The organism is Achromobacter sp. EG18, from assembly GCF_059759395.1.
Window position 1 is genome coordinate 1,769,566 of the sequence record NZ_CM186213.1, and the last position, 16,935, is coordinate 1,786,500.

The following is a 16,935-nucleotide window of genomic DNA, read 5'->3' on the forward strand; positions in this document are numbered from 1 at the left end:
AAGCCGCTCCATTTAATATTGCGTCTCATTCCTTTAACTACCCGGATCGGGTCGTCACCCCCGAAACGGGTCCCCCGACATCGCTTCATGAAGACCCATCCCGACGCGCCGCGCCACGGCGCCATTTCCTCCCTGCCCGATGTGCCCACGTCCTCGATGTTCGACACGGACTTCCTGGCGCACTACCTGTCAGGACAACGACATCGGTTGGTGTACGCGGAAGTGGCGGAGGGCATCGAGCTTTGCCATTGGCAAAGCGCATTCGAGCAGCCGTTCACCGTGCACACGCGTGACGACGGCAACCGCGTATTGCTGTCGTACCAATTGCGCGGCGAGACCGATTGCTGGCTGGAAGGCGGCGTCGCCGGACAGGGCGAGGCCATCAGGGAAACGTCGGGCTGCTTGTACTACACGCCAGATCGCCGTGGACACTTTGCCCAACATGGGGTGTGCGAGAGCCTGACCGTTGCGCTGCGGCCGGACGTGCTGCGCACGTGGATCGAGGACGAAGAGGACGCGCCGCTGCGGCGCTCACTGGACTCCGGCAGTTGCTTTCGCACCGGCTATCGCGGCGAAAAGCTGCATCAAGCAGCGCTGGCCATCAGCCGCGAGTTGAAGCATCTGCGCACGCCCGTCTGCGACACGCCCGGCGCGCGGCTGATCCGCGAAGCGCAGGCCATGATGCTCACGGGCCTGTTTCTCGAGGCCGGCCACGCGGACCTGAGCCGGGCCAATGCCGCCACGCCGCAACGGCAACGCCTGATGGCGGCGCGCGACTATCTGCTGGCCGACCTCGCCCATCCGCCCACGCTAGCGCAGATAGCCGCGCAGACGGGCTTGAGCGCCATGCGCATCAAGCGAGGATTCCGCGAATTGTTCGGGCACAGCGTCTACGGCTTGTTCCAGCAGACGAGGATGCGCGAGGCGCAGCGGCAGCTGCGGGCGGGCAAGGTGACGGTGATGGAGGTGGCGTTCGATATGGGGTATTCGAATCCCAGCCACTTCGCGGCGGCGTTCCGGAAGGAGTTTGGCGTGGGGCCGGGGGAATACAAGCGCGGCCTGTCGCTCACCCCCGCTGGCTCAACGCCTTCGCAATCCGATGCCGCCCCACCGTCGTCTTCGGCACCTTGAACGGAAACCAGCTACGCACGTCCTCGTCCAGCCCGATCCCGTGCATGTAGTTGTAGATCGCCTTCTTCAACGCCCGTCCCAGCGCGTCGTGATCCACCCCGGTCGGGTCGTCGAAGCCGATGTCGTTCTTGGCGAACGTCACGTCCGGCAGCGGCCGCAGCGTCACGCCGTATTCCTCGGGGTTCAGCCCGACCGGTGAATGCACCGTACAGGCGAAGCGGTGGAAGAACCCGCTCTGGATACAGCCGTTCTCGAATAGCTGGCGCACGTATTCCAGCGCGTCGACCGTGTCCTGGACGGTCTGCGTGGGAAAGCCGTACATCAGGTAGGCGTGCACCAGGACTCCGGCGTCGCTGAAGGCGCGGGTCACGCGCGCCACCTGGTCGACCGACACACCCTTCTTCATCAGGTTCAGCAGGCGGTCCGAGGCGACCTCCAGGCCGCCCGAGACGGCGATGCAGCCGCTGTCGGCCAGCAGTTCGCACAGCTCGGGGGTGAAGGTCTTCTCGAAGCGAATGTTGCCCCACCACGAGATGCCGGCGTTGCGCGCGATCAGTTCCGTAGCCAGGGCCTTGAGGGACTTGGGCGGCGCGGCCTCGTCGACGAAGTGAAATCCCGTCTGGCCGGTTTCCTGCACGATGGCCTCGATGCGGTCGGCCAGCACCGTGGCCGAGGCGCCTTCGTAGCGGCCGATGTAATCCAGGCTGACATCACAGAAGCTGCACTTCTTCCAGTAACAGCCATGCGCCACGGTCAGCTTGTTCCAGCGACCGTCGCTCCACAGGCGGTGCATGGGGTTGAGCATGTCCAGCAGCGACAGGTAGCGGTCCAGCGGCAGGCCGTCCCAGGTGGGCGTGCCGACCTCGGCGAAGGCGACGTCGGACTCGATCAGGTTGACGTAGCGCACCGCGCCGCTGTCGGCGTCGCGCAGGAAGGTGCGCACCAGGCGCTGGCGCGAGCGCTTGCCTTGCACGTGTTCCATCAGCGCCAGCAAGGGGCGCTCGCCGGCGTCGAGGCTGACGAAGTCGAAATAGTCGAAGACGCGCGGGTCTTTCAGTTCGCGCAGCTCGGTGTTGACGAAGCCGCCGCCCAGCACGGTGATGATCCTGGGGTCTTGCGCCTTGATCGCCTGGGCGATGCGAAAGGCGGCGTAGACGGCGCCGGGGAACGGCACCGACAGCAGCACCATGGTGGGCTGGTGGCGCGCCAGGGCTTCCAGGGTCAGGTCGCGCAGGGTGTCGTCGACCAGGTTCAGCGGCGCGGCCAGCGCGTCGGCCAGCGGGTCGAAGGTCGGCTGGCTGCCGGCCAGCGATTCGGCGTAGCGCACGAATTCAAAACGCGGATCGATGGCGTCGCGCAGCACGTCGGCCAGGTCGTTCAGGTACAGCGTGGCCAGGTGCTTGGCGCGATCCTGCAGGCCCAGGGCGCCGAAGGCCCAGCCCAGCGGGTCGCCACCCTCGTCATCGACGTACACGTCCAGCGAGGCAAAGCGCGGGCCCTCGGGCAGGAAGTGGCGGCCGACGATGCGGTGCGCCAGCGTCGAGTCACGCCCCTGCAGGAAGGCGATCACCGGGCCGATGGTGGCCAGGTAGCGCGGCTGCATGGCGACGAAGGCCTGGATCGCGGGGGTGTGCTTGTCCAGCGGCAACGCATCCACCCTGGCCGCCACGGCGCGCAGGCCGTCGGACGACAGCAGGCGCAAGACCAGCGCCAACGCCAGGTCTTCCTGCGTGGCCGTGACGCCGCGGGAGCGCAGGAAGCCGGTCAGGTAGGCGGTGGACGGGTATGGCGTATTGAGCTGCGTCATCGGCGGGATGACGGACAGCACGCGAAGGGGCGTGGCGGACATGAGACACGGCGGGAAATGCCGTCAAAGCGGGGATCGAGGGGGGATTATAGTTATCGGCGAGTTCGGGGCGCCGTCGCACGGGAGATACGGGTACGGCGCCCGGGCGGCGGATTTCCCTGTTTTTCCCTCAACCACGAGGAGCGTTTCGTGCTGAATCGAGAACGACACAAGGGCCGTTTGATTGATCACATCGGGTTGGTGGTGCGTGATCTGCCCGCCAGCAAGAAGTTCTATACCGCCGTGTTCGAAGCGCTGCGAATTCCGATCGGCGGGTCCGATGACAGGAATTTCTGGGCGGATGAGTTGTTCATTTCCACGCCGGATAGCGATGAGGTGCAGGGGCAACTGACCGGGCGGTTGCATCTGGCGTTCCAGGCGCGGGACCGGGACATGGTGGATGCGTTCTACCAGGCCGCGATGGCCCATGGCGGGCGGGACAATGGCGCGCCGGGGGAACGGGCGTACCACAAGGGGTATTACGCGGCGTTCGTGCTTGATCCGGATGGGAACAATATCGAGGCGGTCTGCCGGGATTCGGCGGTGCGGACGGCGGAGTCGGTGGTAATTCGGTATTGAGCGATTCGAGTTATGAATTCATGAAGGTGCCCATGGAAAATTCAGTGAAACAATACGAATCAAAGCCCGACGGCGAGAACAGGTAGACGACCAAATGACCATTACGATGACGACTCGCTACGGTCCACTCCACATTATCGATGAGCCATTGTATTCATTCGATTCACAGGACAACCCGCATCGTTACTCGCTAGAAATATGTCTTGCGAACGGGTTGCCGAGCTCCATCCACGGCATTGATCTGAACCATCAACGCATAATGGTCGTTGGCGCGGGTGGAGGATGCTCAACGGTCCACCAGCATTCGGCCCTGATGATTGACGACAAGCTTCATTTGGCAGTCGGTAACCATGTTGTGTGCCTGTCATTGGATCGACCACATCGATTGCTGTGGTCAGTCCGAGCCGATGCGGCGACATGCTTTGGCATCCACTGGAATAGCCACCGGTCTGCATTGATCTCTCATGGCGAGCTGGAGATTTCTCGAATTTCAACCGACGGAGATCTGATGTGGCGAGTATCTGGAGCGGACATATTTACAGGGGACTTCCGCCTGTTGCCTGACTATATCGAGGCCGTGGACTTCAATAGTTCCGCATATAGGCTTGACTATAGGACCGGAAAGACAATTTTCTAGTTGCGCACGAATTGGGCCGGGGTAGGATGCACTAGGGAGCCCGCAGGCGACCGCCGACAGAAACGCCCCCCAGACCGCCTAACCGCCGCCAAACAAATCCGCCCCCCGCGCATCCGCCGGCTCCAACACATACCCAATCTCCCCCGCCACCTCGCGCAGAATCCCCTGCGCCAGATTGAACGCGGTATTGGCCGCCGGCACGCCCGCGTAGATCGCGTTCTGTAGCAGCACTTCCTTCAGTTCATCCGGACTCAGCCGCGAGTCGTCCTTCGCCGTCAGCGCGGCGCGCACGTGCAGTTCGAATTCCTCCCACCGCCCTAAAGACAAGGTCACCGCCAGCACCATCATCCGCCGCGCCTTGTGCGGCAGGCCCGGGCGGCTCCAGATGTCGTGCCAGGCGTAGCGGGTGATCAGGTTCTGGTAGTCGGCGGTGAAGGTGGTGGCGCGGTCCAGCGAGCGCTGCACCCATTCTTCTCCCAGTACGGCGCGGCGGTTGGCCAGGCCGCGCTCGAAATCGTCTTCCCGGCTCATTGCGGCATCTCCCCTTGGGTGCTTGCGTCGGCGGGGCGGGCAACGGCGCTGCCCGCCCCTTCCGATCAGTTCACGGTGATGTTATTGGTTTTCACGACCTCGGCCCAGCGGACCTGTTCGGCGTCGACGAACTTGGCGAAGTCCGCGGCGCTGCTGCCGACCGGGGTCAGGCCGAGCTTGGCGAGCTTGTCGCGGGTTTCGGGGCGGGCCAGCGCCTTCTGCACCAGGTCCTGCAGCTTGGCGACGACCTGCGGATCGGTGCCGGCCGGCAGGAAGAAGCCGTTCCATTCGACGACGTCGAAGGCATTGACGCCGCCTTCGCTGACGGTGGGCACGTTCGGCAGGTCGGGCATGCGCGCGGCCGACGAGACGGCCAGCGCTTTCAGCTTGCCGGTGCTGACGTAGTTCAGGCTGGACGCGGCGTTGGCGAAGTACACATCGACCTGCCCGCCCATGACGTCGACGATGGCGGGCGCGCCGCCCTTGTACGGCACGTGCACGACGTCGATCTTGGCATCCTTCTTGAGCAGTTCGGCGGCCATCTGCGCCAGGCTGCCGGGGCCGTACGAGGCGAAGGTATAGCGGCCGGGGTTGGCGCGCGCGGCCTTGATGAAGTCGGGCAGGCTGTTGAAGGCCGAGCCGGTTGCGGCGACCAGGATGTTGGGCACGCTGACGGCCTGCGAGACGGGAATGAAGTCCTTCTTGGCGTCGTAGGGCAGCTTGCGCAGCACGGGGTTGATGGAGAACGCGGAGGCGTCGTACAGCACGGTGTAGCCGTCGGGCTTGGCGCGGGCCACGTAGGCGGCGCCGATGGAGCCGCTGGCGCCGCCCTTGTTTTCGATGACGACGCTCTGGCCGGCGACTTCACCCATGCCTTGCGCGATGATGCGGGCGGCGTTGTCGGCGCCGCCGCCGGCCGAGTACGGCACCACCACGGTGATGGGCTGGTCGGGGTAGCCGGCGGCGTGGGCCGCGCCCAGGGTGCCGGCCAGGGCCAATGCGGCGGCCACGGGGCGCAGTGCGGCCAGGGCCGCGTGACGGGTTTTCTTCATGTGTGCTCCTCACGTCTCCCCTGCAGGGGATGTTGAATCGATCAAGGATCGTGGCGCGGTCCGTCCGAGGTCAGACGGTCGCGATGGGGTTGACCGGCGCGCCCACCAGGCCGGGCACGTACATCGGTGCGGCGGTCAGGAAGAAGGCGTGGCGGTCGTGCTGGCGCAACCAGTGCGCCAGCGGGGTCAGGTGCCAGAGTTCGCCCAGCGGCAAACCCAGCTTGAACAGGCATTGTTCGTGCAGCGGCAGGAGCGGCCCGCTGCCGCTCTCCAGGTGATGGTTGCGCAATTCCACCGCGTGGTTGTCGGCGGCGATGGCGGCAATGCGGCTGTCCTTGATCCAGGCCAGCAATTGCGCGTCGGCGCCGTCCAGCACGCAGCAACTGGTCTTGAGCCGGTCCTGCTCGTCATCGCCCAGCGTGAGCGCGAGGTCGGCCAGGCCGGTATGCAGGCACAGGATGTCGCCGGCGCGCACCTGCACGCCGTCGGCGTGCATCACGTCCATCAGGTCCTGGTACGAGACCTTGCGATGCGCGTCGCCGAAGCGGGCGCGCAGGTCGACCATGACGCCGCGCCCCTGGATGCCGTGCCGCGCCATGGGCGCGATGGACAAGTCCTGGGTGCCGGTGAAGCCGTCGACGCGCGGTTCGCTGACGGTAAAACCGTTGTAGCCGGTCGGCTGCGGCTGGCCGGTGCCGTGGGCGTCATACATCGCGCCGACGTGGCCCAGGGCGTCCCATTGGGTGGAGTACTGCGGCGACAGCGTGACGCGGTCGTCGCTGACGACGTCGGTGGCGCCCGGCACGTCGCGCGCCAGCGGATAGCGGTACACCGGCACGCCGTTCTTTTCGGCGGGCTGGATCACGGGGCCCTTGCGCCGTGGGTTGAGCACGGGCGCGCGCGGCACCGTCAGCGGCAGGCTCAGGGAAAACGACAGGCCTTCGCGGATTTCCGCGACGGCGGCCAGGCGCGCCTGGCGGTCCAGGTGGTTCAGGGTGCCGAGCTGGTCGTCGTCGCCGAAGTCGCCCCAGTTGGAGCCGTCGGGACGCTGCTGGTAGCGTGGAAGCATTTTTTTGTCTCCTCGTTCTGTCTCGGACGAGTCTTATGATCGTTGTGGCGGCTATTGCACCACCGAGGATTGCCGTAATTGGGCAATTTCGGACGCGGTGTATCCCAGGATGGACAGAATTTTTTCGCTGTGTTCGCCCAGACCGGGCGCGCCGCGCCCTGCTCGGGACTCGCTGCGCCCTGCCCGGGACTCGTCGCGCGCTGCCTCGGACCCACCGCGCCCTGCTCCAGATTCGCCGCGCCCCTCCCCCGACTCATCGGCAGGCGCTGGCGCGGCGCCGCCGAAGTGGGCCCATTGCGCCAGGCCCAGGTAGTCGCCGGCCTGCGGGTTGTGGTACGGCCGCATGAGCCCCATGGCCTCGACCTGGGGATGATCGAACATGTCCTCGACCGGGCGCACTTCGGCGCAAGGCACGCTCTGGCCAAAGCGCTCGGCCCATTCGCGGGCCGAAGCGCGCGCCAGCGCCTGGCGCACCCGGGGCACCAGCACGGCAGCCTGGGCAGCGCGTTTCTTGACGGAGTCGTAGTCAGGGTGTTCGGCCAGCTCCGGCAGGTCCAGGTGGCCGCACAGCGCGCGCCAGAAGTGCGGCGTGTTGGCCGACAGGTACAGGTAGCCGTCGCGGGTGGGATGGATGCCGGTGATGCCGCCCGAGCGCATGTCGCGTTCGATATGGCGCGGTTCGCCGTCGGCCCACACCAGGCGGGCCGACTGCATCGCCAGCGCGCTGCCCAGCAGCGAGACCTCGATCGCCTGGCCACGGCCGGTCTTCTCGCGGCGGTAGAGGGCCGCCGCCACGCTGTTGGAGATCAAGGCGGCGCCGTAGTAATCGACCACGGAACCGTACAGCACTTCGGGCGGACCGTCGGCCTTGGCCTGGGCGGCGCACATGCCGGTCATCGATTGCAGCACCTGGTCGTAGCCGGCGTGGCGCGCCATGGGGCCGACCGCGCCATAGCCGGTCATGGCGCAATAGACCAGGCGCGGGTTGACCGCCGACAGCGTGGCGAAGTCGATGCGCAGGCGTTCGGGCACGCCGGGCCGGAAGTTGTGGACCAGCACGTCGGCCTGGCGCACCAGGCGCAGCAGGATCTCGTGGCCGGCGGCTTCCTTCAGGTTCAGGCACAGGCCGCGCTTGTTGCGGTTGATGCCCAGGAAGGCGCGGCTTTCGCTGGCCAGCGTCGACGGGTACTTGCGCAGGTTGTCGCCTTCGGGTGGCTCGACCTTGATGACGTCGGCGCCCATGTCGCCCAAGAGGGCGCAGCCATAGGGGCCGGCGATGTAAGCGCTCAGGTCCAGGACCTTGATGCCGGCCAGCGGCAGGTCGGCGGGGGATGCTTGTTGCATTGCGGATTCACTCAAAATCGGTAGCGCGGCCGCGTCAGGCGGCGCGGCCGGCGGCCAGCAGCACGTCCTGGGCGCGCCGCACGAAGGGGGCGTCGATCATCTTGCCGTCGAGCACGAAGGCGCCGACGCCGTCATGCTCGCGGCTGGCGGACACGATGCGCTCGGCCTGGGCGATCTCGTCCGCGCTGAAGCCGAACACTTCGTTGGCGATGGCGATCTGGCTGGGATGCACGCAGGACTTGCCCAGGAACCCGAGCGAGCGCGCCAGTTGCGCCTCGGCCCGAAAGCCCTCGGCATCGCGCACGCGGGCATAGGCCGCGTCCATGGCGTACTTGCCGGCGCAGCCGGCGGCCAGGCGCAGGGACAGCATCACCGCGCGCAGCGTGTCGGGCTGGTAGCGCTCGATGCCGAGCGGCTCGAACAGGTCGGCCAGGCCCAGTTGCAGACCGGCGACGCATGGATGGGCCGCCGCCAGTTGCGCGGCGTCGGCCAGCGCCCGCGGGGTTTCGATGGTGACCAGGAATTCACCGGCGAAGCCGGCGTCCATGGCCTCGTCGATCGCGGCGCGCAGCGCGGCGGCGCTTTCGACCTTGGGCAGGTTCAGCACGTCGATGGGCAGGCCGCGCAGCGCGGCCAGGTCGGCGGCAAAGTCGGGCGTGTCGGCGGCGTTGACGCGGACGATAATTTTCTTGGGATGTTGTTCACGGGCGGCGGCGAACGCGGGCGCAGTCAGCCAGGCCGCCAAGGCGGCGCGGGCTTCCTGCTTGCGGGTCGGCGCGACCGCGTCCTCCAGGTCGAAGGACAGCGCATCGGCCGCGCTGGCCAGGGCCTTGTCGAACAGTTCCGGGCGCGAGGCGGGAACGAAAAGCTTGCTTCTCATTGATGTCTCCTGGCCGCATTGTGGCGCTGGAGACGTGCGATCGGGGACAGCCAAATTACGATAAGACGATAGAATATCTATCATCATGAACACCGACTTCCTGCACACGCTGGCCGCCGTGGCGCGCCATGGCTCCATGGCCGAAGCCGCCCGCCGCCTGGGGCTGACCCACGGCGCCGTGGCGCAGCAGATCCGCAAGCTGGAACAGGAGCTGGGCGTGGCGCTGGTGGCGCGCGCCGGCCGCACCGTGCACCTGACCGCCAAGGCCACCGAACTGATCGGGCCGATGCGCGAGGTGCTGGAACGGATCGAGAAGATCCGCTATCTGGCCCGTTCCGACGAGATGATGGGCGAGCTGCGGCTCGGGGCCGGCAATACGGCGCTCAATTCGATGGTGCCGACCATCCTGGAACACCTGGTGCGGCGCCATCCGCTCATCAACGTCGAGATCCAGCCGGGCCATTCGGCGCGCTTCTACCCCGCCATCGAAAGCGGCGAACTGGACGCCGCCATCGCGCTGCAAGCGCCCTACCCGCTGTCCAAGAGCCTGGGCTGGCAGTTGCTGCGCGAAGAACCCTACGTGCTGGCGGCGGCGCCGCGCCATGCCGGTCGGCACCCGCACATCCTGCTGACGGCCGAGCCCTTCATCCGCTACCAGCGCAGCGACTGGGGCGGCCAGCACATCGACGATTACCTGCGGCGCGTCGGCATCACGCCGCGCGAGCGCTTCGAGCTGAACGCCATCGAATCCATCGCGGTGATGGTCAGCCGCGACCTGGGGGTGGCGATCCTGCCGCGCTCCACCAACGGCGCGATCGAACGGCTCGGCCTGCTGGCCCTGCCGCTGCCCGAGCCCTGCGAGCCGCGCCGCTTCGGCCTGATCTGGTCGCGCGGGTCGCCAAGGCTGGCGCTGATCCGCGCCTTTCGCGACATTGCCGTTGTAGAGTATGCCAACGCGGGCGCCTGACCCGCGCTCTACAAGGGGAAAGCATGAAGAAGACCATTCTGTCGACGCTCGTCGGCTGCTCGATGTTCGCGCTGCCGCTGGCCGCCAGCGCGGCCGGCCAGATCGGCTACCTGGGGCCGGCGGGTTCGTGGACGCACCAGGCCTGCCTGGATCTGTTCGGCCCCGCTGACCTGGTGCCGCTGACGCGCGACGACCTGTTCAAGGGCTACCAGTCCGGCAAGATCGAACGCGCCTGCGTGCCCGTCACGACGTCGGTAGTGGGCGTGACGCCGTACCTGGATGCCGTGCTGGACCTGCCGGACGTGATGATCGTGGCCGAGTATCCGAAGATGCTCGGCTACAGCCTGCTGGCCAAGCCGGGCACCAAACTGGCGGACGTCAAGGAAGTGCTGGCGCACCCGGTGGCGTTCGAAGAGGTCAAGCCGTGGGTCGACCGCGAGATGCCCAAGGTCAAGCGCACCGAGGCCGCCAGCGGCGGCGCCGCCGCCAAGACGGTGGCCGACAGCCCGGGCCATGACAAGGCGTCGTTCGGCCCCAAGGTGGGCGCGTCGGTCTATTCGCTGGTATCGCTGGTGGATGGCATTGAGCAAGGGCCGCACAACGTGACCCGCTGGTGGGTGCTGGGCCGCGCGATGCCGGCGCCGACCGGGCGCGACAAGACCTCGCTGCTGGTCGACACATCCGACGACAGGTTCAACGACACGCTGGCGGCGCTGGTCGATGCCAAGGTGCCGGTGCTGACGATCTACGAGCGGCCCAGCAAGAAGACGCTGGACACGCATCGCTACGTGGTCGAGGTGGCCGGCCACGCCCGGCAGGAGCCGCTGGCGTCCATGCTGGCGGCCCATCCGGAGATACGGCTGCTGGGCTCTTATCCCCGCCAGTGATCCCCGCGCTCGCCGATCTGGCGAAAGATCCGGTTGCACTTTATTGGGGACATACGCAAATCCGCCCTTGATAATGCGGACCTTCCCTCGGCAGCGCGCGCGCGCAACGTTGCCGGGCAATAAGAAGCGCCGGGCCCGCGGGCCCGGCCAGCAACCCAGGATCCCATTCAATGAGCCGTATTTTTCCAGGCGACCTCTGGTCCGTGGGCGAAGCCCGCATCAACGATCTGTTGGTCGTGGTCCGCTTGCGCACCGGCCTGCCGCCGGCGCCCACACGCCAGGTCAATGAGAACCTGGTCATCATTTCCTGGCCGTACACGGGCATCGAAAACGGCATGCCCAATGAAGAAGACAAGCAAAGCACCAACCGCTTCGAAGAAGCCATCGAACAGGCTTTCGACGACTCCGACATCGGGGTGCAGGTGGCCTGCCTGACCGGCAATCACCAGAAGGAATGGCGTTTCTACACGCACGACGTCGAAGCGTTCCTGGATGCGTTCAATGCCTGCCTGGCGGGGCATCCGGTCTATCCCATCCGACTGGGCACGTACAAGGATCCCGATTGGAATGGCCTAGCGGGACTACAGCCGGAAGGCTCCGACCAGCTTCACTGAAAGGCCCACCGGCCGCGCCATCGATCAGGCCGGTCGCCACTTGCAGAGGATATTATTTTGAAGTTCAAAGCCGCACTCCTGATCTCCGCCATCACCGCCGTGGTTGCCGCCCCCGCGAACGCCGAGCCGCCGCGCTCGGTGGATGCTCGGAGTTTCGACATCGCCGGCGTCAAGACGGGCATGGACTACGACGAAGCGGTCGCCGCCGCGGCGAAGAATTTCGGCGTGGGCAAGCATCAGATCAAGGCGGGTTACCCGACGCTGAACCCCGTCACCAATACCAAGCAGCCGCAGAATTTCAGCTACGAAAAAGACGGCGTTCGGCTGGTGGTGCATTTCGAGCCGCGCGTGCCGGTCGACAAGCAGCGTCCGCTGGCGGTGTCCCAGGTCAGCTACGAAATGCCGTGGACACCGGCCAACAAGGACGCCATGGCGCAGGCCGTGGTGCAGAAATACGGCAAGCAGTCGAACTTTCCCAACCAGTTGAACCTGGAGTGGTGCCAGAAACCCAGCACCAATCCCGGCATGGGTTGCTCGACCGACATGACGCAAGCGGTGCTGAAATACAGCGGCGTCAGCGTGCAGTTGTATGACCCGGCCTGGACCAACGCGCGGATCGAGTTCATCAACCAGTCGAACAGCCGCAAGCCGAGCTTCTGACGCTGGCCCGGCGCCCGCGATAGGCATGACGGGCGCCGTCTCCAGGACGATGAGTCAGCCCGGCCGAACCGGCCGGGCTCGCGCTCAATACTGATACCGCATCGTCAACATCGCGCTGCGCCCCGCCGCCCACGCGCCCTGGCTGTAGAAGCCGATCTGCGAGTAGTACTTGCGGTCCATCAGGTTGTTGACGTTCAGCTGCGCCGACAGGCTCTTGTCGAACCGGTAGCGCGCCATCAGGTTGACCAGCGCATAGCTGCCCTGCCCCACGCGCTCCTCGCCATTGGGACCGTTGGCGATCATGTAGACGTGGCTCTGCCAGTTGACGCCGCCGCCCACCGTCAACCGGTTCCAGTCGCCCGGCAATCGGTAGGTGGTGAACAAGCGCACCAGGCTGCGCGGCTGGTCGGTCTGGATGGGGCTGCCGTCGCCATCGCGCGCGGTCCAGTGCGACCATCCCGCCGCCACGTTCCAGCCGGGCGAGACTTCCCCCGACACTTCCAGGTCGAAGCCCCGGCTGCGCGTGCCATTAGCGGCGCGCGAGGCCTGGTTGAGCGTGCCGGGCACCAGATAGCCGACATCGTCCTGCGCCAGATTGTCCTGGTTGATCTGGAATACCGCCGCCGAGGCATTCAGGCGGCCTTCGAGGAATTCACCCTTGATGCCGGCCTCGTAGGCCTTGCCCTCCAGCGGATCGAGCCAGTTGCCGTTGCGGTCCTGCTTGTCCTGCGGATTGAAGATCCCGGTATAGCTGACGTACGCCGTGTAGTTCTCGTTGATGTCGTACAGCAGGCCGGCGTACGGCACGAAGGCGTCCTTGTCGAACGCCTGCCGGCTGCTGCCGCCCCACCCTACCGCATCCGTCTTCCACGTGCTGTAGCGGCCGCCGACGATCAGCTTCAGCGGGTCGGCCAGGCTGAAGCGCAGCGCGCCGTACCAACCGGCCTGCTTGGTGGTGTAGCGGCTGGCCAGGGTGGAGGTGTCGCTCCACTGCGGTTCGGGATACGAGCCGTCCCAGTCCAGGAAATTGCCGATGGGCGCCGGCGAGACCGCGCCACGGTTGCGGAAATCGGCGTATTGGCGGGTGAAGCTGGCGCCGACCACCGCTTCGTGCTGGCGGCCGAACAATGAGAATGGGCCGGAAGCCTTGAGGTCCAGGCTGTTCTGCTTGCGGTCGCCGTAGTAGCGCTGGGCCGAGGCGCCCATGCCCAGGCCGGTGACGCGGTCGGGCCAGCCGGTCAGGTAGAGCAGCTTGCCGTCCATTTCGTGCTTGGAGTGCGAACCGACGGCCTGCACGCGCCAGCCGTTGTCGAAGCGGTGCTCCAGGCTGGCAAAGGCGCCTTCGGTGGTGCTGGCCCACTTGGTCCAGTCGGCGCCGGTGTTGAGCGAGCGTTTCCAGTCGGTGCGGCCGCCGTCGGCGTACCACAGCGGGAAACCGCCCCAACTGCTGCGTTGCGGGTCGTTGTCCTGATAGTTGAAGCCGACGCTCAAGGTGGTGCGGGCGGTCAGGTCGGCGTCCACCACGCCATAGAAGACCTTCTTGCGGTTCTGGTAGCCATCCAGGTACGAGTGGTTGTCCTGGTAGGCCGAGACGATGCGGCCGCGCACGCTGCCGCTGGCGTTCAGCGGCGAGGACAGGTCGGCGGTGGCGCGGTAGGTGTCCCAGGTGCCGGCGCTGACGCTCAGGTCGGCGGTGAATTCGCGGCTGGTGGCGTGCTTGCGCACCAGGTTGACGGACGCGGACGGGTTGCCGGTGCCGGTCAGCAGGCCCGTTGCGCCACGCACGACTTCGACGCGATCGTAGATGATGGGGTCGATGGATGATTCGCCCGCCGAATAGCCGGTTTCGAAGCTGGTGGGCACGCCGTCGTACAGATAATTGCTGATGGCGAAGCCGCGCGAGCTGAAGGTGTAGCGTTCGCTGTCGTAGTTCTGCACCGAGATGCCGGGCGTGTTGCCCAGGATGTCGGTCAGCGAGCGCATGTCCTGGTCTTCGATGCGCTGGCGCGTGACGACGGTGACCGATTGCGGGGTTTCGCGCAGCGTCAGCGGCAGACCGGTGCTGGCCGCCGTGGCGCGTGGGGTGTAGGAGCCCGTGCCCTCGGTGGTGGTGGGATCGCCGTCGGCCTGGACCTGCACGGCGGGCAAGGTGGCGACGCCCGACTCCTGCGCCAGCGCTGTGCCGCTGGCCAGCGCCATCAGCACCAGGCTGGTGCTGCGCCGCAGGGCGAGGCGTGGACGAATGGGGAAAATCAGGCTGGCGGGCCGCGGGTCTTGCATGACGCTTCCTTGCAGGGTTGGTGAACGATTGGCAAGGAAGTGTAATGCGAACTCTTATCATGTGCATTTGTGTTGCTGATATGCACAATAGGGATTGCCCCGATTTGGCGCCCCCCGATGTTCCCGGCACGCGCCAATTCCCCATCAGGCGCGCGGCCGCCGAAGGGCGATCGCTTGGGCACTACGAAGATCTTTGGCAGGATGGATATTGCTCCATGGTTTGATACCCATTGACGTACAGCTCCGCCGATGTTGCCGTTTTCAGCCATTTCTCAAAACCAACCTCCGGTGGGAACCCCTCGTGGCGAGCGCTCACCGAGATTCCGTTTCTTTTTTCGCACGACGCTTAAGACCAATCCAAGTCGCAGTGGCATTAATAAAGGACAACAACCAACAAAACACTGTCCCCGCACCAATTAATATTAGCCGCCCAGCCCAATCGGAGCCACCACTTCGATAAAGTGCGATCGGCATTACAAATATTAATAAAAATAATGTAAGTTGAAATAACGCACTTACACAATAGACCCAAACCAGTTTCAACCAATGCCACCGAACCATAGAATTCGGATTAAGCAAATCCTCTGCCCAGAAATCCTGCGCCAACTCATCGCTGAACATCTCCCCAGTCAATGAAGCAGTGATATGTAAAGGCCCGTTATTCTTGAACGCCATGCCCCCCTGAAGATAATTTAGTAGCTCGGTTGATGGGTGAATTTACTGGCTGTGTCCACCAAGACCGGCCAGTCTTGGTGATGCCAAATATATTGGCCCAGTTGGCTGCCCCGAACCCATACGCCGCCCCTGTAAATTGCGTCATGAGGTTGGACCCGGTCAACGGAATCGCTGTATTGGGCAATTGAGCAAAATAATTCAATCCCTGTTTGACAAGCCCGCCTCCTATGGCGCCGCCCGCGAATGCGACCGCTAACCCCGCAGGCGTGGCATCCTTTTTTAGAGCTCGGTACCGGTAGAAGCTCAACCATTGAGTCGAACGCCACGTTGTTCTACGATGCGCCACGAACACAAATCCGCAACGACGAATGGGTTCAGCAACCTGGCGATTATTTGGCGCTGGCGCGCAAGTTGGCATCCCTAAGTAACTTGGCGGATATGTACGTCGAGCAAATCTACGGCCAAGTTCTGACTCAAGGCCTTCACTGAGTCGCCATTCTGTTCGGGGAATGGCTACTTTGGCGCGCGGGTACAAGCTTGAAATCGCCTTATGGAGAATGCGTCACTGCGCGTTCAATTCCTTTCTTGCCTTACGCTTAAGATCGGCCCATCTTGCAATGGCAACAAGAACAAGGAATAACCAATTACCCACCGCTCCGAAACTAATTGCTATTAAAGTCCAAGTCCAATCAGAACCACCATTTTGATAAAACGTGACCGGTATCAAAAAAATTAGCCCAGGCAGCGCAACTTGAGTCAATGAGCAAAGCAAATAAACCCAAACCAGTTTCAGCAAATGAAATCTAACCATGGACTTATAGTTGAACAATTCTTCCGACCAAAAATCCTGTGCCAGTTGATCACTGGCCCCATTCCCGGTCAACGCAGCGGTGAGGTGCAGGGGCCAATTATCCTTGAAAGCCATAGAAGATTCTCCCATCGATCATTTATCAACCCCCTTAACGGAAGAATATATCGGCCGCGTCCACCAAGACTGACCGGTACGGGTAAGGCCAAATGTATTGGCCCAATTGACTGTTCCAAACCCATACGCCGCCTCAGTAAATTGCGTCAAGAGGTTGGACCCGGTCAACGGAATCGCCGTATTAGGCTATTGAGCAAAATAATTCAATCCCTGTTTGACAAGCCCGCCTCCTATGGCGCCGCCCGTGAATGCGGCCGCTAACCCCGCAGGCGTGGCATCCTTTTTTTAGAGCTCGGTACTGGTAGAAGCTCCACCATTGAGTCGAACGCCACGTTGTTCTACGATGCGCCACGATTTGGTGGATGTGCACGTCGACCACACCGGCGGCCAAGTTCTGACTCAGGGCCTTCACCGAGTCGCCATTCTGTTCGGGAGTGGCTACTTTGGCGCGCGGGTAAAAGCTTGAAATCGCCTTATGGCGAATGCGTCACTGCGCGTCCAATTCTTTTCTCGCATCACGGTTAAGATCAACCCATGTTGCAATGGCAACAATAACGGCGAATAGCCAAGCAGCCACCGTTGCTATACCAAGAACCATTAATGTCCACCCCCAATCGAAGCCGTCATTTTTATAAAGCGCAATCGGTATCGTCACAACTGATACTGGAAGCGTAATTTGAACCAAAGCACTTACACAATAAACCCAAACCAGTTTCAACCAATGGTGTCGAACCATGGATTTATAGTTGAACAATTCTTCCGACCAGAAATCCTGCGCCAGCTTATCGTCGAGCCCATCTCCGGCAAATACAGCAGTAAGATGCAAGGGCCAATTATCTTTGAAGGCCATAGGCAAAT

The 16,935-nt window shown here is 64.1% G+C and carries 16 protein-coding genes; 6 read left to right on the forward strand and 10 right to left on the reverse strand.

The annotated features are described in order from the left end of the window. Nucleotides 1-87: 87 nt before the first annotated feature. Nucleotides 88-1,131, forward strand: coding sequence for a helix-turn-helix transcriptional regulator (locus AC6CR5_RS08190; protein WP_498085473.1), 1,044 nt, complete (start codon nucleotides 88-90; stop codon nucleotides 1,129-1,131). On the opposite strand, the gene AC6CR5_RS08195 is transcribed toward AC6CR5_RS08190, so the two are convergent. Then, nucleotides 1,067-2,980 carry a B12-binding domain-containing radical SAM protein gene (locus tag AC6CR5_RS08195; RefSeq protein WP_498085474.1) on the reverse strand — a complete coding sequence of 638 codons (1,914 nt, stop codon included), beginning with the start codon at nucleotides 2,978-2,980 and terminating at the stop codon, nucleotides 1,067-1,069. The two genes, AC6CR5_RS08190 and AC6CR5_RS08195, sit on opposite strands and share 65 nt — an antisense overlap. A 147-nt stretch (nucleotides 2,981-3,127) precedes the next feature. Here AC6CR5_RS08195 and AC6CR5_RS08200 point away from each other — a divergent pair, with 147 nt between their 5' ends. Further along, nucleotides 3,128-3,556, forward strand: a complete 429-nt coding sequence (locus tag AC6CR5_RS08200; protein ID WP_054445084.1) for a VOC family protein — start codon at nucleotides 3,128-3,130, stop codon at nucleotides 3,554-3,556. 715 nt (nucleotides 3,557-4,271) lie between these two features. Here the strand turns inward: AC6CR5_RS08200 and AC6CR5_RS08205 are convergent. The 5 genes from AC6CR5_RS08205 to AC6CR5_RS08225 all read right to left on the reverse strand — a co-directional run bounded on the left by AC6CR5_RS08205 (nucleotide 4,272) and on the right by AC6CR5_RS08225 (nucleotide 9,069). Further along, nucleotides 4,272-4,724: a carboxymuconolactone decarboxylase family protein gene (locus AC6CR5_RS08205; protein WP_054514979.1), complete on the reverse strand. Its 453-nt coding sequence runs from the start codon at nucleotides 4,722-4,724 to the stop codon at nucleotides 4,272-4,274. Between the two features lie 65 nt (nucleotides 4,725-4,789). Next, nucleotides 4,790-5,776, reverse strand: a complete 987-nt coding sequence (locus tag AC6CR5_RS08210) for a tripartite tricarboxylate transporter substrate binding protein (protein ID WP_498085475.1) — start codon at nucleotides 5,774-5,776, stop codon at nucleotides 4,790-4,792. 70 nt (nucleotides 5,777-5,846) lie between these two features. Then, a complete protein-coding gene (locus tag AC6CR5_RS08215) occupies nucleotides 5,847-6,845 on the reverse strand; it encodes a cyclase family protein (protein WP_498085476.1) in 999 nt (332 codons plus the stop codon). Nucleotides 6,846-6,896: 51 nt separating this feature from the next. Continuing rightward, nucleotides 6,897-8,189 carry a CaiB/BaiF CoA transferase family protein gene (locus tag AC6CR5_RS08220; RefSeq protein WP_498085477.1) on the reverse strand — a complete coding sequence of 431 codons (1,293 nt, stop codon included), beginning with the start codon at nucleotides 8,187-8,189 and terminating at the stop codon, nucleotides 6,897-6,899. 34 nt (nucleotides 8,190-8,223) lie between these two features. Beyond that, nucleotides 8,224-9,069 carry an HpcH/HpaI aldolase/citrate lyase family protein gene (locus AC6CR5_RS08225; protein ID WP_498085478.1) on the reverse strand — a complete coding sequence of 282 codons (846 nt, stop codon included), beginning with the start codon at nucleotides 9,067-9,069 and terminating at the stop codon, nucleotides 8,224-8,226. Between the two features lie 85 nt (nucleotides 9,070-9,154). On the opposite strand from AC6CR5_RS08225, the gene AC6CR5_RS08230 reads away from it, so the two are divergent. The 4 genes from AC6CR5_RS08230 to AC6CR5_RS08245 all read left to right on the forward strand — a co-directional run bounded on the left by AC6CR5_RS08230 (nucleotide 9,155) and on the right by AC6CR5_RS08245 (nucleotide 12,197). Then, the gene (locus AC6CR5_RS08230; RefSeq protein WP_498085479.1) at nucleotides 9,155-10,036 is read left to right on the forward strand and encodes a LysR family transcriptional regulator; all 882 of its coding nucleotides are present in this window, start codon (nucleotides 9,155-9,157) and stop codon (nucleotides 10,034-10,036) included. Nucleotides 10,037-10,059: 23 nt separating this feature from the next. Then, nucleotides 10,060-10,923: a prephenate dehydratase gene (locus tag AC6CR5_RS08235; RefSeq protein WP_437257554.1), complete on the forward strand. Its 864-nt coding sequence runs from the start codon at nucleotides 10,060-10,062 to the stop codon at nucleotides 10,921-10,923. 170 nt (nucleotides 10,924-11,093) lie between these two features. Then, nucleotides 11,094-11,537 (forward strand): DUF695 domain-containing protein, encoded by a 444-nt coding sequence (locus tag AC6CR5_RS08240; protein WP_049053443.1) that lies wholly within the window; start codon nucleotides 11,094-11,096, stop codon nucleotides 11,535-11,537. Nucleotides 11,538-11,594: 57 nt separating this feature from the next. Then, on the forward strand, nucleotides 11,595-12,197 hold the full coding sequence (locus AC6CR5_RS08245; protein ID WP_054447826.1) for a hypothetical protein: 603 nt from the start codon (nucleotides 11,595-11,597) through the stop codon (nucleotides 12,195-12,197). 84 nt (nucleotides 12,198-12,281) lie between these two features. On the opposite strand, the gene fhuE is transcribed toward AC6CR5_RS08245, so the two are convergent. From fhuE to AC6CR5_RS08265, 4 genes are all read right to left on the reverse strand, one after another. Further along, entirely contained in the window at nucleotides 12,282-14,477 is a 2,196-nt protein-coding gene (gene fhuE, locus AC6CR5_RS08250; RefSeq protein WP_498085480.1) for a ferric-rhodotorulic acid/ferric-coprogen receptor FhuE, read from the reverse strand. Nucleotides 14,478-14,789: 312 nt separating this feature from the next. Further along, entirely contained in the window at nucleotides 14,790-15,152 is a 363-nt protein-coding gene (locus AC6CR5_RS08255; protein ID WP_498085481.1) for a hypothetical protein, read from the reverse strand. A gap of 562 nt (nucleotides 15,153-15,714) precedes the next feature. Then, complete coding sequence (locus AC6CR5_RS08260; RefSeq protein WP_498085482.1) at nucleotides 15,715-16,077, reverse strand: hypothetical protein; 363 nt, start codon at nucleotides 16,075-16,077, stop codon at nucleotides 15,715-15,717. 487 nt (nucleotides 16,078-16,564) lie between these two features. Then, nucleotides 16,565-16,927, reverse strand: coding sequence for a hypothetical protein (locus tag AC6CR5_RS08265; RefSeq protein ID WP_498085483.1), 363 nt, complete (start codon nucleotides 16,925-16,927; stop codon nucleotides 16,565-16,567). Nucleotides 16,928-16,935 lie beyond the last annotated feature (8 nt).

Coding starts and splice junctions, on each gene's coding strand:
- AC6CR5_RS08235 (WP_437257554.1), top strand. CDS start 10,060: ATGAAGAAGACCATTCTGTCGACGCTCGTCGGCTGCTCGATGTTCGCG.
- AC6CR5_RS08225 (WP_498085478.1), bottom strand. CDS start 9,069: ATGAGAAGCAAGCTTTTCGTTCCCGCCTCGCGCCCGGAACTGTTCGAC.
- AC6CR5_RS08265 (WP_498085483.1), bottom strand. CDS start 16,927: ATGGCCTTCAAAGATAATTGGCCCTTGCATCTTACTGCTGTATTTGCC.
- AC6CR5_RS08190 (WP_498085473.1), top strand. CDS start 88: ATGAAGACCCATCCCGACGCGCCGCGCCACGGCGCCATTTCCTCCCTG.
- AC6CR5_RS08255 (WP_498085481.1), bottom strand. CDS start 15,152: ATGGCGTTCAAGAATAACGGGCCTTTACATATCACTGCTTCATTGACT.
- AC6CR5_RS08195 (WP_498085474.1), bottom strand. CDS start 2,980: ATGTCCGCCACGCCCCTTCGCGTGCTGTCCGTCATCCCGCCGATGACG.
- AC6CR5_RS08260 (WP_498085482.1), bottom strand. CDS start 16,077: ATGGCTTTCAAGGATAATTGGCCCCTGCACCTCACCGCTGCGTTGACC.
- AC6CR5_RS08240 (WP_049053443.1), top strand. CDS start 11,094: ATGAGCCGTATTTTTCCAGGCGACCTCTGGTCCGTGGGCGAAGCCCGC.
- fhuE (WP_498085480.1), bottom strand. CDS start 14,477: ATGCAAGACCCGCGGCCCGCCAGCCTGATTTTCCCCATTCGTCCACGC.
- AC6CR5_RS08210 (WP_498085475.1), bottom strand. CDS start 5,776: ATGAAGAAAACCCGTCACGCGGCCCTGGCCGCACTGCGCCCCGTGGCC.
- AC6CR5_RS08220 (WP_498085477.1), bottom strand. CDS start 8,189: ATGCAACAAGCATCCCCCGCCGACCTGCCGCTGGCCGGCATCAAGGTC.
- AC6CR5_RS08230 (WP_498085479.1), top strand. CDS start 9,155: ATGAACACCGACTTCCTGCACACGCTGGCCGCCGTGGCGCGCCATGGC.
- AC6CR5_RS08205 (WP_054514979.1), bottom strand. CDS start 4,724: ATGAGCCGGGAAGACGATTTCGAGCGCGGCCTGGCCAACCGCCGCGCC.
- AC6CR5_RS08215 (WP_498085476.1), bottom strand. CDS start 6,845: ATGCTTCCACGCTACCAGCAGCGTCCCGACGGCTCCAACTGGGGCGAC.